Source organism: Methylobacterium sp. Leaf99, from assembly GCF_001422375.1.
Classification (GTDB): domain Bacteria; phylum Pseudomonadota; class Alphaproteobacteria; order Rhizobiales; family Beijerinckiaceae; genus Methylobacterium.
In genome coordinates this window covers 139,405-154,507 of the sequence record NZ_LMMU01000010.1, presented here as the reverse complement: position 1 = coordinate 154,507, position 15,103 = coordinate 139,405, and the positions used below count along the sequence as shown (strand labels likewise).

14 protein-coding genes are annotated in these 15,103 nt (G+C 70.9%); 5 read left to right on the top strand and 9 right to left on the bottom strand.

Annotated elements, in window-relative coordinates; all coding sequences use genetic code 11:
- The first annotated feature begins 3 nt into the window (after positions 1-3).
- Together ASF28_RS18725 and trmFO are read left to right on the top strand one after the other, a co-directional pair.
- Positions 4-978 (top strand): S1C family serine protease, encoded by a 975-nt coding sequence (locus ASF28_RS18725; protein WP_056096233.1) that lies wholly within the window; start codon positions 4-6, stop codon positions 976-978.
- A 31-nt stretch (positions 979-1,009) separates the two neighbouring features.
- A complete protein-coding gene (gene trmFO / locus ASF28_RS18720; RefSeq protein WP_056096229.1) occupies positions 1,010-2,428 on the top strand; it encodes a methylenetetrahydrofolate--tRNA-(uracil(54)-C(5))-methyltransferase (FADH(2)-oxidizing) TrmFO in 1,419 nt (472 codons plus the stop codon).
- 10 nt (positions 2,429-2,438) lie between these two features.
- Here the strand turns inward: trmFO and ASF28_RS23625 are convergent, their stop codons facing one another.
- From ASF28_RS23625 to ASF28_RS18700, 5 genes are all read right to left on the bottom strand, one after another.
- Positions 2,439-2,570, bottom strand: coding sequence for a hypothetical protein (locus tag ASF28_RS23625; RefSeq protein WP_274533136.1), 132 nt, complete (start codon positions 2,568-2,570; stop codon positions 2,439-2,441).
- A 5-nt stretch (positions 2,571-2,575) separates the two neighbouring features.
- Positions 2,576-2,812 carry a hypothetical protein gene (locus tag ASF28_RS18715; RefSeq protein ID WP_056096223.1) on the bottom strand — a complete coding sequence of 79 codons (237 nt, stop codon included), beginning with the start codon at positions 2,810-2,812 and terminating at the stop codon, positions 2,576-2,578.
- 61 nt (positions 2,813-2,873) lie between these two features.
- Positions 2,874-3,419: a GNAT family N-acetyltransferase gene (locus tag ASF28_RS18710; protein WP_056096221.1), complete on the bottom strand. Its 546-nt coding sequence runs from the start codon at positions 3,417-3,419 to the stop codon at positions 2,874-2,876.
- A gap of 31 nt (positions 3,420-3,450) precedes the next feature.
- Entirely contained in the window at positions 3,451-4,323 is an 873-nt protein-coding gene (locus ASF28_RS18705) for a DMT family transporter (RefSeq protein ID WP_056096218.1), read from the bottom strand.
- 203 nt (positions 4,324-4,526) lie between these two features.
- On the bottom strand, positions 4,527-6,221 hold the full coding sequence (locus ASF28_RS18700) for an L-lactate permease (RefSeq protein WP_056096215.1): 1,695 nt from the start codon (positions 6,219-6,221) through the stop codon (positions 4,527-4,529).
- 279 nt (positions 6,222-6,500) lie between these two features.
- Between ASF28_RS18700 and ASF28_RS18695 the strand changes: the two genes are divergently transcribed.
- From ASF28_RS18695 to ASF28_RS18685, 3 genes are all read left to right on the top strand, one after another.
- Positions 6,501-7,424 carry a manganese catalase family protein gene (locus ASF28_RS18695; protein ID WP_056096212.1) on the top strand — a complete coding sequence of 308 codons (924 nt, stop codon included), beginning with the start codon at positions 6,501-6,503 and terminating at the stop codon, positions 7,422-7,424.
- Positions 7,425-7,851: 427 nt separating this feature from the next.
- On the top strand, positions 7,852-8,862 hold the full coding sequence (locus ASF28_RS18690; protein ID WP_056096456.1) for a cytochrome-c peroxidase: 1,011 nt from the start codon (positions 7,852-7,854) through the stop codon (positions 8,860-8,862).
- 43 nt (positions 8,863-8,905) lie between these two features.
- On the top strand, positions 8,906-10,567 hold the full coding sequence (locus ASF28_RS18685) for a methyl-accepting chemotaxis protein (RefSeq protein ID WP_056096209.1): 1,662 nt from the start codon (positions 8,906-8,908) through the stop codon (positions 10,565-10,567).
- 344 nt (positions 10,568-10,911) lie between these two features.
- Here the strand turns inward: ASF28_RS18685 and ASF28_RS18680 are convergent, their stop codons facing one another.
- The 4 genes from ASF28_RS18680 to secF all read right to left on the bottom strand — a co-directional run bounded on the left by ASF28_RS18680 (position 10,912) and on the right by secF (position 15,098).
- Positions 10,912-12,396, bottom strand: a complete 1,485-nt coding sequence (locus ASF28_RS18680; protein ID WP_056096206.1) for a methyl-accepting chemotaxis protein — start codon at positions 12,394-12,396, stop codon at positions 10,912-10,914.
- A 486-nt stretch (positions 12,397-12,882) separates the two neighbouring features.
- Positions 12,883-13,764, bottom strand: a complete 882-nt coding sequence (locus ASF28_RS18675) for a phytoene/squalene synthase family protein (RefSeq protein WP_056096205.1) — start codon at positions 13,762-13,764, stop codon at positions 12,883-12,885.
- The gene (locus ASF28_RS18670; protein ID WP_056096202.1) at positions 13,761-14,147 is read right to left on the bottom strand and encodes an Mth938-like domain-containing protein; all 387 of its coding nucleotides are present in this window, start codon (positions 14,145-14,147) and stop codon (positions 13,761-13,763) included. Before ASF28_RS18670 ends, ASF28_RS18675 begins: the two co-directional genes overlap by 4 nt.
- A 3-nt stretch (positions 14,148-14,150) precedes the next feature.
- Entirely contained in the window at positions 14,151-15,098 is a 948-nt protein-coding gene (gene secF / locus ASF28_RS18665; protein ID WP_056096199.1) for a protein translocase subunit SecF, read from the bottom strand.
- Between the last annotated feature and the right edge of the window lie 5 nt (positions 15,099-15,103).

Genomic DNA, 15,103 nt, shown 5'->3' with positions numbered 1-15,103 from the left:
CCCATGGCCACGCCCGGAGACTGGAAGATCCCGACATCCGTGCAGCCCAGGGCCGCCGACTACGCCTTCGACCTCGCGCAGGCGCTCACCGCCATCGTCGCCCTCTCGACCCGGGTGCCCGACGAGGCCTTCACGGCCGAGACCCTGGGCACGGAGCGGGCCGGCAACGGCGTCGTCATCGGCGACGACGGCCTCGTCGTGACCATCGGCTACCTCGTCACCGAGGCCGACACCGTGTGGCTCACCACCCATGACGGCCGCTCGGTGCCGGGCCACGTCGTCGGCTACGATGCGGTGACGGGCTTCGGCCTGGTCCAGGCGCTGGGCACCCTCGGCCTGCCGTCCATGCCCCTTGGGCGCTCGGGCGGGGTGAAGATCGGCGACCGGGCCATCGTCGCCGGCGTCGGCGGGCGCCAGCGCAGCGTCGCCGTGGAGATCGTCGCCCGGCAGGAATTCGCCGGCTACTGGGAATACGTCCTCGACGAGGCCCTGTTCACCGCGCCCGCCCACCCGCATTGGGGCGGCGCCGCCCTCATCGGGGCGGCCGGCGAGTTGCTGGGGATCGGCTCGCTCCAGCTGCAGCAGGGCACGTCGGAGGGCCCGAAGACCATCAACATGATCGTGCCCATCGACCTCCTGACCCCGATCCTCGACGACCTCGTGACCCGGGGCCGGGCCGACCGGGCGCCGCGGCCGTGGCTCGGCCTCTACGCCAGCGACGGCGACGATGCCGTCGTGGTCATGGGGCTCGCCGACGACGGTCCGGCGGAGGCGGCGGATCTGCGCCCCGGCGACGTGGTCGCGGCCGTGGCGGGCGAGCCCGTGGCCGATCTCGCCGGCTTCTTCCGGCAGGTCTGGGCCCTCGGCGAGGCCGGGGTGCGGGTGCCCCTCACCATCCGCCGCGACGGCCAGACCATCAAGCTCGCGGTGACCTCGGCCAACCGCGAGCGCTTCCTGGTCTCGCCGCCCCTGCATTGATCCGGGCGGCGCGCGGGTCTATCCCGAGGCGATGACGGACACAGCAATCCACATCGTCGGCGGTGGCCTCGCGGGCTCGGAGGCCGCCTGGCAGATCGCCGAGGCCGGCCATCCGGTGGTGCTCCACGAGATGCGACCGGTGCGCGGCACCGAGGCCCATCACGGCCAGGATCTGGCCGAGCTCGTCTGCTCGAACTCGTTCCGCTCCGACGACGCCAACGGCAACGCCGTGGGGCTGCTGCACCAGGAGATGCGCACCCTCGGCTCCCTGATCCTGACCTGCGCCGATGCCCATCAGGTGCCGGCCGGCGGGGCGCTCGCCGTCGACCGCAACGGCTTTGCCGCCGCCGTCACCGCCGCCCTGGAAGCGCATCCCCTGGTCACCGTCGTGCGCGAAGAGGTCGAAGGTCTGCCGCCGGAGGAATGGGGCCGGACCATCGTCGCCACCGGGCCGCTCACCGCCCCGTCCCTGGCGCAGGCCATCCGCGACCTGACGGGGGCCGAGTCCCTGGCGTTCTTCGACGCCATCGCGCCCATCGTCCACCGCGACTCCATCGACATGGACAAGGCGTGGTTCCAGTCGCGCTACGACAAGGTCGGCCCCGGCGGCACCGGCGCCGACTACATCAACTGCCCCCTGGACCGCGACCAGTACGACGCGTTCATCCAAGCTTTGGTCGACGGCGAAAAGATCGGGTTCAAGGAGTGGGAGGCGTCGACGCCGTACTTCGACGGCTGCCTGCCCATCGAGGTCATGGCCGAGCGCGGCCCCGAGACCCTGCGCCACGGCCCGATGAAGCCCGTGGGGCTGACCAACCCGCACAACCCGACGGTGAAGGCCTGCGCCATCGTCCAGCTGCGCCAGGACAATGCGCTCGGCACCCTCTACAACATGGTCGGGTTCCAGACGAAGCTGACCTATTCCGAGCAGGTCCGGGTGTTCCGCTCCATCCCCGGCCTCGAGAACGCCGAGTTCGCGCGCCTCGGCGGGCTCCACCGCAACACCTACCTCGACAGCCCCCGCCTCCTCGACGCGACCCTGCGCCTCAAGGCGCGGCCCTCCCTGCGCTTCGCCGGCCAGATCACCGGCTGCGAGGGCTACGTCGAGAGCGCCGCCATCGGCCTCATGGCCGGGCGCTTCGCCGTGGCCGAGGCGCGGGGGCAGACCCTGGCGCCGCTCCCCGCCACCACGGCCCTCGGCGCCCTCATCGGCCACATCACCGGCGGCCACATCGCCGCCGAGGATGCCGGCGCCCCGCGCTCGTTCCAGCCCATGAACGTGAATTTCGGCCTGTTCCCGCCCCTGGAGCACGCGCCGAAGGGCGAGGCCGGCCAGCGCCTGCGCGGCCCGGAGAAGGCGGTCGCCAAGAAGAAGGCCCTGACCGATCGCGGCCGGGCGGATCTGGCGGCGTGGATCGGGGCGGACGCGGCGCGGATGGCGGCGGAGTAGCGGGGACCCCTCACTCGCGGCTGGACGGCCGCTCCGTGTGGGGAAAGCGCCGGTCGAAGTTCCGCGCGGCGAGGGCCAGGGCCGAGAGGCCTCCGACGATCAGCACGGCGGCGACGGCCGCGATCTGCAGGGTGAGCGTCATCGGATTCAATCCTCGCTCCGCATGAAACGAAGGGCCGTATGGCCCGCCATATGTAGGGCCAGCCCGACCAGAAGCAAAATCCAATGGCCGTCCTTCAGGAAGCCGGCTTGTCCCTGTGCGAGCGGGACGACGAAGGCGGCCCCGAACGTCGCGATCGAGAGGGAGTTGAAGAGCGTTGCGAGCAACTTGGCATGCTCGTTGAAGCGCCTGGCGATGAATTTCCGGTTCTCGCCCTCACCCACGACGCGCGACCCTCCAGGATTGGGATCTCAAGGAGATTTCAATCGGAGGACGCAGGGAGAATCAACCACCCTCATACGCAAAGATCCGCCGCCCCGGCCGGTGGCCCTCGTCGCCGGTGTCGCGAAACCCGACCTTGAGGAGCAGGCCGCGCGAGGCGGCGTTCTCCGGGCGGCATTCGGCGACGACGAAGCGGTGGGGGAAGCGCTGGCGCAGGAGGCCGATGGCGGCGGTCACGGCCTCGGCGCCGTAGCCCCGGCCCCGGGCCGACCCGCCGACCCAGTAGCCGAGCTCGACGGCGTGGTCGCCGCGCAGGTGCAGGCCGACGATGGCGACGAGGTCGCCGGAGTGCGGGTTGTCCCGGGCCGCGTCCCGGATCTTGGCACCGAGGAAGCAGTCGGTCTTCACCTTGGCCGGGCCGATGAGCTGGCGCGCGGCCTGGAGGGTGAAGGGGTCGGGCAGGAAGTCGATGGCGCCGGTGATGGCCGGATCGTCGGTGAGCGCCCGCACGGCCTCGGCATCCCCCGGCACCAGGGGCGCGACGCGCAGGCGGGCGGTCTCCACGGCGGGGAGCTTGGCGAGGGAGTAGCGGGCGGCGAGGTTGAACATGGCGCCGCCACCCTACCCCATCGCGCCGCGCTTACGCGAACCGTTTTGCACCCGCCACGCACAGGACGACGAGGCCGGCGGCGACCGGCATGGTCCAGGCCACGGGCTCGTGCAGGACGAGGCCGGCCAGCGCCAGGCCGAAGAACGGCTGGAGCAGCTGCAGCTGGCCGACGCCCGCGATCCCGCCCAGCGCCAGCCCGCGATACCAGAACACGAAGCCGACGAGCATGCTGAACACCGAGACGTAGGCGAGGCCGGCCCAGGCCGGCCAGCCGATGCCGCGCCAGGTTTCCGGCAGGGTCGCCAGCGCCAGGGCCGCCATCGCGGGCAGGGCCAGGACGAGGGCCCAGGAGATCACCTGCCAGCCGCCGAGGCGCCGCGACAGGGTCGCCCCCTCGGCGTAGCCGAGGCCGCAGAGCAGGATGGCGGCGAGCATCAGGAGGTCGCCCACGGGCGCATCGCTGCCTTCGAAGGCGCCGCCCTGGGCGAGGGCGAAGCCCGCCACCGTGGCCGCGCCGGCGACGGAGAACAGCCAGAAGGCCGGGCGCGGCCGCTCGCCGCCGCGCAGGACGCCGAACCCGGCGGTGGCGAGCGGCAGCAGGCCGACGAACACCACCGCATGGGCGGCGGTGACGTGCCGGAGCGCCAGGGCCGTGAACAGGGGAAAGCCGATCACGACCCCGACGGCCACCAGGGCCAGGGCGGCGCAGTCGCCCCGCCCCGGCGGCTTCTGGCGCAGGGCCAGGAGCAGCCCCGCGCCGAGGAGCGCGGCGATCACCGCCCGCGCCGCGGTGAGGAACAGGGGCGAAAAACCCCCGACGGCGACTCGCGTCGCCGGCAGGGAGGCGCTGAAGATGAGGATGCCGAGGAGCCCGCTGCCCCATCCTCGCGTCGTCCGTGGCATCGGGGTCCCTTTCGCGTGGAACCCCGGCGATAGAGGCCCGCCCGCCCCCGCGACAGCGACGGCCCCGGACGATCCGGCCACACTGTCCGGGGGCCCGACCGGACACCGCCACGAAAGGACCCGCGCAGGAAAAGATCCGCGCATGAAAAAACCCGCCCCGGCGAACCGGAGCGGGCTGTTTCGCGCGCGTCGGGCGTTGGCCCCTACGGGTGAATCACCATGGCGGTGAACGGGTAGACGTAGGCCTGGAGCATCACCAGCACGCCGACGAGGCAGGCGAGCACGATGGAGTGCCAGAACACGAAGCGCAGGATCTTGCTCTCCTGGCCGAAATACCCCGTGGCGGTGGAGGCGACGACGATGGACTGGGCGTCGATCATCTTGCCCATGACGCCGCCCGACGAGTTCGCCGAGGCCATGAGGATGCCCGACAGGCCGAGCTGCTCCGACGTGATCTTCTGCAGGCCGCCGAACAGGACGTTCGAGGCCGTGTCCGAACCGGTCAGGGCGACGCCGAGCCAGCCGAGCAGGGTGCCAAAGAACGGGTAGAGGATGCCGGTTCCCGCGAAGGCGAGACCGAGCGTGGCGTCGACGCCGGCGTAGCGGGTGAGCACGCCGAGCGCCAGCATCGCCGAGATGGTGATGAGCGAGTAGCGCAGGACCCAGATGGTCTCGATGTAGGCGGTCACGAGGCGCCACGGCGAGAACCGCATGAGCAGGCCCGAGAGGATGGCGGCGAACAGCACGCCGGTGCCGGTGTAGGACATGTAGGCGAACTTGAAGATCGCGGCTTCCGGATGGGCGGTCGCCACCACCGGCGGCACCTTCATGATGACGTTGTGCAGGCCCGGCACCGGATAGTTCCAGATGAAGATCGGGTCGACGATGTCCTTGAAGAACTTGGTGCCCCAGATCGCCACGATCACCGAGAGGATGATCCACGGCACCCAGGCCAGCAGGATCTCGGAGGAGGTGGCGGTGCGGGTGGCGGCGGCGGCCTTGGGGCCGTCCACGACGGTGACGTAGCCGATGGACGGATCGTTGCCGCGGAGCGCCGGCGAGGTCCAGATCACGGCCGGGCGCCAGAAGCGCAGGAACAGCACCAGGGCGCCCATGGAGACCAGCGCCGCGCCGATGTCGACGATCCACGGGTTGACGTAGTTCGAGATGCCGAACTGGGCGAGCGCGAACGAGCCGCCGCAGACGAGGATGGCGGGCCAGATCTGCAGCATGCCGCGGAAGCCCGCGAACACGCAGATGAGCCAGAACGGCACCAGCACGGAGAAGAACGGCAGCTGGCGGCCGATCATCGCGCCGAGGATGTAGGGGTCGTAGCCCGTCACCGAGGCGAGGCCGGCGATGGGGGCGCCGAGCGCCCCGTAGGCCACGGGGGCGGTGTTGGCGATGAGCGACAGGCCCGAGGCGGCCAGCGGCGAGAAGCCCAGCCCGATGAGGATGGCGCCGGTGACGGCGACGGGGGTGCCGAAGCCGCCGGCGCCCTCGAAGAACGCCCCGAAGGCGAAGGCGACGAGGAGCAGCTGCAGGCGCCGGTCGGTGGTGATGCCCGCCACGGATTGCTGCAGGGTGGCGAACCAGCCCTTCTCCACCGTCAGGCGGTAGAGGAAGATGACGTTGAGGATGATCCAGCCGATGGGGAACAGGCCGAGCGCGATGCCGTAGCCGGAGGCGCGGGTGGCGAGGTCGGCGGGCATGCCGAACAGGAAGACGGCGACGCAGAAGGCCAGGACCAGGGAGAGGACGGCGGCGATGTGGGCCTTGACCTTGCCGCTGGCGATCATGCCGAGGAGGGCGATGACCGGCAGCGAGGCGGCCAGGGTCGAGAGCCAGGGGCTCCCGAACGGGTCATAGACCTGATTCCAGGTGGTGACGGTGTTCACGGCTGCGTCCTCCCAAGGCGACCCCGATCTCCCGCCGGGGTGTTGCCGACGTTGCTAGCAGACGCCCGGACCCGGCTCAACGCGGGTTAATGATGTATTCAGAGGCAGTTGCGGGCGGGACACCCCGGCCCGGGCCGGGGGCGGGACCGCCGCTTCGCCTGCCCCGGCGGGAAGGTTCCAAGCGTGGCCGGTCCTGCGTGATCATGGCGCAAGGGCGGAACAGGACCGGGCAGGCCCGGTTCCCCCGAGACGCCTTCCAGCCCGACCGGAGACCAACCCATGTTCATGCGCGTCGACAAACTCCAAGCCGAGCTTCCCGCGCCGAAGCGGAAAGATCCCAACGCGGCCGCGGCCCTGCAGGAACTGCTGGGCGGCAAGTACGGCGAGATGTCGACCCTGGGCAACTACATGTTCCAGAGCTTCAACTTCCGCAGCAAGTCGAAGCTGCGCCCGTTCTATAGCCTGGTGGCCGCCATCACGGCTGAGGAGCTCGGCCACGTCGAGCTCGTGAGCAACGGCGTCGCCATGCTCAACAACGGCCCCGACAACGACGGCGATAAGGGCGACGGCGGCGACATCTCGGGCGCGCCGTTCGAGGACATGAAGGACATCCGCCTCGCGGCGGCGTTCCTGTCGAACGGCGGCGGCGTGACGCCCGTCAATTCCAACGGCGCCTCGTGGAACAACGATTTCATCACCACCACGGGCAACGTGGTGGTCGACCTGCTGCACAACTTCCACCTCGAATGCGGCGCCCGCCTGCACAAGCTCCGGGTCTACGAGACCCTCACCGACCCGACGGGCCGCGAGGTCTGCGGCTACCTGCTCGTGCGCGGCTCGGTCCACGCCCACGCCTACGCCCTGGCGCTCAAGAAGATCACCGGCGTCGAGCTGGAAAAATTCCTGCCGACCCCGAACATCAACCTCGACAAGATCCCCGAGTGTCAGAAGTACCTGCAGGAGGGCTCGCACCGCCGGCTCTATACCTTCAGCCCGAACGACTACAAGGAGATGGCCGGCATCTGGGGCGACGGCGAGATGGCCCTGCCGGGCGATCCCCCGGGCGAACTCTCCGTGGTCGAGGGCATGCCCGACGGCGGCAAGATCCACCAGCTCACGGGCGTGCCCTCCGCCTTCACCCCGGATTACGCCCCCGAGGAGATGTTCGAGATCGCCAAGAAGCTGACGCTCAAGGCACGCTGAAGCCGGGACTGCGCAGCGAACGGGTGACGGATACGGGGCGGCTCCTTCGGGGCCGCCCTTTTCGCGTTCGCGGACCGGACCGCCGCCCTGGACGCACCGATTTCGGTGCGCCGGCTCGTGCAATCCCCGGCGACGCGGATGACTTCGAAGACAGACGACAGGATTGGCGAAACCTCATGCCGGGCGAATGCTGCCCTCGACAAACCACCGCATCGGCGGCCACCCATCCGGTCCAAACCAAAAACCAGCGCCGCCGATCCGAGTTCTCACGAGCATTACTTCTAGTCTTGCCATGAACCATCAATACAAACTCGAATTCATCGAGTCTTTGCTTCACGTTTCCTTAAAATATCGCTCCGTATGGGTGAAGGTATGAAGTAATCGCGCTTCCGATGTGTCGATCGGAGGTCTTATGCAGGAACCCGGCATGTCGTTGGTGCAGAGAGCCGTGTTGTTCGCGGTCGGCTTCCTTTCCCTCGGCCTCGTCCGCGCCGGCGCCCATGACCTCGACGCCCTCAAGGCCCAGTATCGGCGGCCGTCGGCGATTCCGTTCCCCGAGACCGCGCCGTTCTCACCGCAGGTGGCGACGCTGGGCAAGATGCTGTTCTTCGATCCGCGACTGAGCGGCAAGCAGAACCTCAGCTGCGCCAGCTGCCACAACCCGTCCTTCGGCTTCGAGGTCCCGGTGCCCGGCGCCATCGGGGCGACGAACAAGCCCCTCGCGCGAAAAGCCCCGACGGTGCTGAACGCCGCCTGGATTCCGATCCTGTTCTGGGACGGGCGCGCCCCCGACCTCGAGACCCAGGCCATGGGGCCGATCACGGCCGATGCCGAGATGGACGGCAAGTTCCCCGAGATCATCGCCCGCCTCAAGGGCACGCCGGACTACGCGGCGTGGTTCGGCCGGCTGTTTCCCAAGGATGGCGTCACCCAGGACACCATCCTGACCGCCATCGCCACCTACGAGCGGACGGTGGTGTCGGGCTGGGCGCCGTTCGACCGCTGGGTCGAGGGCGACGCCGCGGCGATCTCGCCCGCGGCCCAGCGGGGTTTTGCGGTGTTCACCGGCAAGGGCGGCTGCGCGGCCTGCCACACGGGGTGGAACTTCACCGACAACCGGTTCCACGACCTCGGCCTCCCGACGAAGGACCCCGGCCGCGCCGCCTTCGAGCCCGATGCGCCCCTGGCGAAGCACGCCTTCAAGACGCCGGGCCTGCGCAACCTGACCTACCGCGCCCCCTTCGGCCATGCCGGCCAGTTCGCCAACCTCGAGGAGATCGTCGCCTTCTACGAGGGCGGCGGCCTGGCGCGGCCCTCGAAATCGCCGCTGATGCGGCCCCTCAGCCTCCGCCCCGAGGAGCGCGCGGACCTCATCGCCTTCCTGCGCTCCCTGACGGCGGAGCAGACCCAGACCGCCCTGCCGAACCTGCCGAACTGAAGACTCCCCCGACCTGATTCCGAGACGGGACCGCGCCCCCACCATGTCGATCCGCTCCACGATCCTGCTTCCGCTCCTCGGCTTCATGGTCCTGGCGGGCCTCCTGTCCGGCGCCACCGGCCTCATCGGCCTCGGCGCCGTGGGCGACCTCGCCAGCCTCGCCGAGCGCACCACCGAGGCCAACGAGGCGAGCCGGGCGGCCCGCGACCGGTTCCGCCGCATGGAGGATCTGGTGGCGCGGGTGAGCGCCATGACCGACCTCCTCGACATGGCGCCCATCGCCGCCGAGTTCCGCGCGGCGGGCGACGGTCTGACGGCCCTGCTCGGGCGCCTGACGGACGCCGCCCTGTCCGAGCGGATGCGGGCCCTGTCCCGCAGCGCCGAGACGGAGGCGGGGCGGTGGCGCGGGGACGCGGAGATCCTCCTCGGCCTCCGGGCGGCCCGGGAGGTCCCGACCCTGGAGCGCATGACCCAGCAGGGCCGGCGCCTGCGGAGCCGCTTCGACGAGGCCGTGGCCCTCGCCGCCGAGGATGCCCGGGCCGGGATCGCGGCGACCCGCGCGGCGACGGCCCGGAAGCTGTGGGCGATGCTCGGCCTCGGGGCCGGCATGGTCCTCGCCGGGGCGGGCACGGCCTGGTGGCTCGCCGGAACCCTGGCGCGGCCCCTGGTGCGGCTGACCGCCGACGCCGCCCGCCTCGCCGGCGGGGACACGAACGTCGACCTCGCCGCCGCGACCCGCCGCGACGAGATCGGCGCCATCGCCCGGGCCGTGGTGGCGATCCGCGACATGTCCCTGGCGGAGGCGGCGCGCCGGCTCGAGACCACCGAGGCCGCGCGCCTGCGGGAGGAACAGGCCCGGCGCGCCCTCCTGCGCGACCTCGCCGACCGGTTCGAGCGCTCCGTCGGCGGGATCGTCGCCCACGTGGCCGAGGCGGTGACCGGCCTGCAGGGCGCGTCCGGCACCCTGCGGCAGGCCGTGGCGGGCACGGCGCAGCGCTCCACCAGCGCGGCGAGCGCCGCGCAGCTGACGGCCGGCAACGTCACCGCCGTGGCGGCGGCGGCCGACGACCTCGGCGCGACGGTGGGGGAGATCGGCCGGCGGGCGGCGCAGGCGTCCGGGATGTCGTCGACGGCCGTCGACGCCGCCTCCCGCACGGGGGAGACCATGGCGGCCCTGTCCCAGGCCGCGACCCGGATCGGCGACGTGGTCGGCCTGGTCTCGACCATCGCGGGCCAGACCAACCTCCTGGCGCTGAACGCCACCATCGAGGCGGCGCGGGCCGGCGAGGCCGGCCGGGGGTTCGCCGTCGTCGCCGCCGAGGTCAAGGAACTGGCCTCGCAGACGGCGCGGGCCACCGAGGAGATCGGCCGTCAGATCGCGGCGATCCAGGCGGCGACGGGCGGGGCGGCCGGGGCCATCGCCGACATCACGCAGCAGATCCACGCCATGAGCGGGGTGACGACGGGCATCGCCGGCGCCATCGCCGAGCAGGGCGCCACGACGCGGGAGATCGTGCGCCGCATGTCCGAGGCCTCGGCCGGGACCGACCGGGTCACCGCCGACATCGCCGAGGTCGCCCGGGCGGCGGAGGGCGCCGGCACCGTCGCCGCGGCCGTGGCCACGGCCGCCGACGCCCTGGCCGGCCAGTCGCGGACCCTGCACGCGGAGATCGAGCAGTTCCTCGGCAACGTCCGGGCCGCCTGAGACGGATTTGGCTCGGATCACTTCGGATCGAGGGGTCGCTCCCCGCTCCCTCTCCTTCCAGGCAGGGCGATCGCAGATGGGTTTTCCCCTCTCCTGTTTGGGAGAGGGTTGGGGTGAGGGTCGTGGACTCTCCGGAGAATCCACACACCTCACCCTGTCCCTCTCCTTCCAGGAGAGGGGACCCGTGCCTCACCGCATCTTGCAGCGATCGGCCGGTTCAACCGAACTGCTTGGACGGCGACGGTACGATACGATTCTCCGGCCCATCGGCTCGGCCGGTCAGCCCGTCACCGCGCCACGGGGGTAAAGCGCGGGTCCCTCTCCTTTAGAGGGCGCCGCCCGCCTCACCGGGCCAGGACGCGGGCGGCCGCCTTCGTCGTGTCCACGGCGCGCGAGACGTCGCCGATCGAGGCCGCGATGGTCGTGACGTTCCGCGAGATGGCGCGGACGGCGTCGGCCGCCTCCTGCATGCTCGACGACATCTCGCGGGTCACCACGCTTTGCTCCTCGACGGCGGCGGACGTGCTCACGACGTAGTCCCGCATGGTCCCCACCGAGCCCTGGATCGTGCCGAGGGCGCCGACCACCTCGTCGGAGGCGGCCTGCACGCTGTCGATCTCCCGGGCGATCTGGTCCGTGGCCCGGGCGGCCTGGGCCGCGAGGTTCTTGACCTCCTGCGCCACCACGGCGAAGCCCCGCCCGGCCTCACCGGCCCGGGCCGCCTCGATGGTGGCGTTCAGCGCCAGCAGGTTGATCTGACTGGCGATGGTCTGGATCAGGGCCACGATGCCGGTCATGGCCGTCGCCGCCGTCGTCAGGCGCTGGGTCAGGGTGCCGGCCGCGTCGACCTGGGCGCGGGCCGCGTCCGTCGCCGTCCGGGCCTTGCTCATGCTGTGGGCGATCTCCTCGACGGAGGCGGCGAGTTCCTCGGCCGCCGCCGCCATGGTCTGCACGTTGCCCGCGGTGGTGCCGGCGGCCTGGGACGCGGCGCGCGACTCCTCGGACGAGCGCAGGACGGCCTGGTCGATGGCGCCGAAATTCCGCTCGATGAGCCGTTCGAGGTCGGCCAGGAGCGCGACCTGCGCGGTGATGTCGGTGGCGAACTTCACGACCCGGGTCGGCTGGCCGTTGGCATCGAGGATCGGGTTGTAGGACGCCTCGATCCAGACGGCGCGCCCGCCCTTGCCGAGGCGCTTGAACTGTCCGGTCTGGTGCTCGCCCCGGCGCAGGCCGGCCCAGAAGGCGGCGTAGGCGGGGCTGTCGCGCAGGGCGGGCTCGACGAACAGGCTGTGGTGCTGCCCGGCGATCTCCTCCAGGGTGTAGCCGACGACGGCGAGGAAGTTCGCGTTGGCCTCCGTCACCCGGCCGTCGAGGTCGAAGGCGATGACCGCCTGCGCCTTGTCGATGGCCTCGATCTGCCCCTGCCGATCCGCGTCCCGTGCCGTCCGGTCGGTGATGTCGGTGGCGAACTTGACGATCTTGTAGGGCCGGCCCCGGGCATCGAGCATGGGGTTGTAGGACGCCTCGATCCAGACCTTGCGCCCGCCCTTGCCGATGCGTCCGAACTGCCCGGCCTGGAACGCGCCGCCCCGGAGCTTCTCCCAGAACGCGGCATAGGCCGGGCTGTCCCGGACCTCGGGCGCGACGAACAGGCTGTGATGCCGGCCCTCGACCTCGTCCGGACCGTAGCCGAGCACGGCCAGGAAGTTTTCGTTGGCGCGAAGGACGGTGCCGTCGAGATCGAATTCGATCACGCCCTGTGATCGCTCGATGGCGGCGATCTTCGCCGCCGCATCCGTTTTCGCGTTGTCCATCTTGCTGAAGAACATCTGAACCTGCCTTCATGGATATCCGACAGGCAACGCGGCAACAGACCGACACGATGTCTTGGTCTGTTCTACCCAATCGGATCAACGGACGTCACAATCGCCGATGGCCACTTAATACGATGTTTATTTTGCATCCAGACTCAACCAAAATGCGAAAATTGCGCACCAAAAGAGAGTCGCCGGAGGGCGACCGGTGTCCCTCCCCGGCGCCGAGCGGGCGCAGGTCGGGCGATCGTCTCATCCGGTTTCGTTCGATCCGTTCGGGGGCTCATGCCGATCGCCGAGGGGCGAAGGGATGCGCAGCGGGGACTCCGCCGCTTCGGCAGCGGATTTCTGCGGCGGTTTCAGACCGCGACCCTCATCGGGGATCGCCCGGCCCGGAGGGCGACGAAGCCGGTCGCGACCGCTCGGTCTGTCGCGATCGGGAGACGGTACGGAGGCGCGCTGCCACACCCGGCCCCGTAGGGCCGCGGCGACCGGGATTCTTCAGGCCGCCCCCCGCGACGCCCGCCACAACCGCCACAACCTTCGCCAGCGCGGGATTTCGATCAGGGTGTTGAGCGGGTCGTAGCCCGGCCGTTCCATGGCGGCGAGGTAGGGCTCGACCAACGCGACGGGCAGGAAGGCGGCCCGCGCCGCCGGGGCGATGGTGCTGCGGGCGGCCTCGTAGGCCTTGAGGTGGCGGCGGGCCAGGGCCCGGAGGTCGGCGCAGGCGCGCACGAGGCCGGGGCCGCCGCGGCCCGTCACCACGTCCTCGCGGGTGACGCCGTAGGTCTTGAGGATGTCGGCCGGGAGATAGACCTGCCCGCCGCGGGCATGCCATGGCAGGGACCGCAGCAGGCCGGTGATGCCGTAGGCGACGCCGGCATGGCCGGCCGCCGCCGCGCCGCCGGGCTCGGCCCCGTCGCACAGAACGAGGCCGCCGAGGCGGATGAGGGCCGAGGCGGTCTCGCCGCAATAGCCCTCGAGGTCGTTCACCCGGGGCATCGGGTCGTCGTAGAGGTCGAAGACCCGGGCATCGATGAGGTCGACGAAGGGCTGGCGCCCGAGCTTGCGCTTGACGATGGCGTCGTCGAGGGCGGCGGCCACGGGGTTGGCCTTCACGTCGCCGCGGGCCTCGCCCTGGAGGGCGTCGCGCCACCATTGCAGGCGGATCTCGCCGGCCATGGGGTTGGACGCGGCCTCGCGGGTGCGGGCGATGGTGAGGCTGAAGGCGACGAGGGCGAACAGGTGCGGCCGGAACGCCGCCGGGGCGAACAGGGTGGCGAAGTAGCGGTCGGGGTCGCCCGCCTTCACCAGGGCCTCGCAATGCCCGAACGCGAAGGCGAGGCCGCCGGCCGTGCCGGGGCGGGTGTCCGTGTCGGTCATGCGACCGCCACCAGGGCGGCGGCGACCTTGCGGTTCTCGGCCATGAGGATGTTGTAGGTCCGCGCCGCCGCTCCGGTCTGCATCACGTCGAGGCCGATGCCGGCCTCCTTGAGCCAGCGCCGCAGGCCGTCGGGGAAGGGGGCGATGTCGAGGCCGGTGCCGACGAGGAGGAGCTCGATCCCCGCCCCCTCCGCCACCACGGGCCGGAGGGCATTGCGGTCGATGGCCTTCGCCTCCACCGGGTCCCAGGCGCGGATGCCCGACGGCAGGATCAGGATCGAGCCGCGATGGGACATCTCGGCGAAGCGGAAGCCGCCATTGCCGTAGGCGTCGATGATGTGGCGGCCGGGAACGTAGCCGTCGTGGAGGCTGCCGGCTGCCATGCGCTACTCCGCCGCCTGCGGCACGCGCCCGCCCGGCCGGGCGGCCTGCGCCTTCACCCCCGAGAGCATGAGGCCGAGGTAGATCAGCACCGGCGTCGAGACGAAGATCGCCGAGTAGGTGCAGATGACGACGCCGGCCAGCATCACGATGGCGAAGCCCTTGATCGCCTCGCCGCCGAACAGCACCAGGGCGAGCAGGGACAGGAAGGCGGAGGTCGCCGTCATCACCGTGCGCGACATGGTGGAGTTGATGGAGAGGTTGAGGAGCTCCACCGTGGGGATCGTCTTGTAGCGGCGCATGAGCTCGCGGGTCCGGTCGAACACCACGACTGTTTCGTTGAGCGAGTAGCCCACGATGGTCAGGATCGCGGCGATCGAGGTCATGTTGAACTCGATGCGGGTGATGACGAAGATGCCGATGGTGAGCACGATGTCGTGGAGGGTGCCCACAATCGCCCCGAGGGCGAGTTCGCGCTCGAACCGGAACCACAGGTAGAACAGCACGGCGAGGACGGAGAGCACCACGCCGATGGTGCCGGACTGGACGAGTTCGCCCGAGACGCGCGGCCCCACGGTCTCCGTGCGGCGGAACTCGTAGTCGGCGTCGAAGGAGGCGTGGGCCTTCTGCATCACCGCCGTCTGGCCCTGCTCGCCGGCCTGGAGCGGGAACCGCACCAGGATGGTGCCCTGGCCGCCGAGCTCCTGCACCTCGGTCTCGCCGAAGCCGAACCCGTTGGCCGTATGGCGCACGGCCCCGACATCGGCCGTGCCGGATTTGGCCTGGAGCTCGACGAGGGTGCCGCCCTTGAAGTCGATGCCGAAGTTGAGGCCGACCGTGAGGAACAGGATCACGGTGGCGACCGACATGAACGCCGAGAGCGGGAAGGTGAACCGCCGGAAGCGCATGAAGTCGAAATGCGATTCGTCGGGCCAGAGGCGGAGCAGACGCATGATCG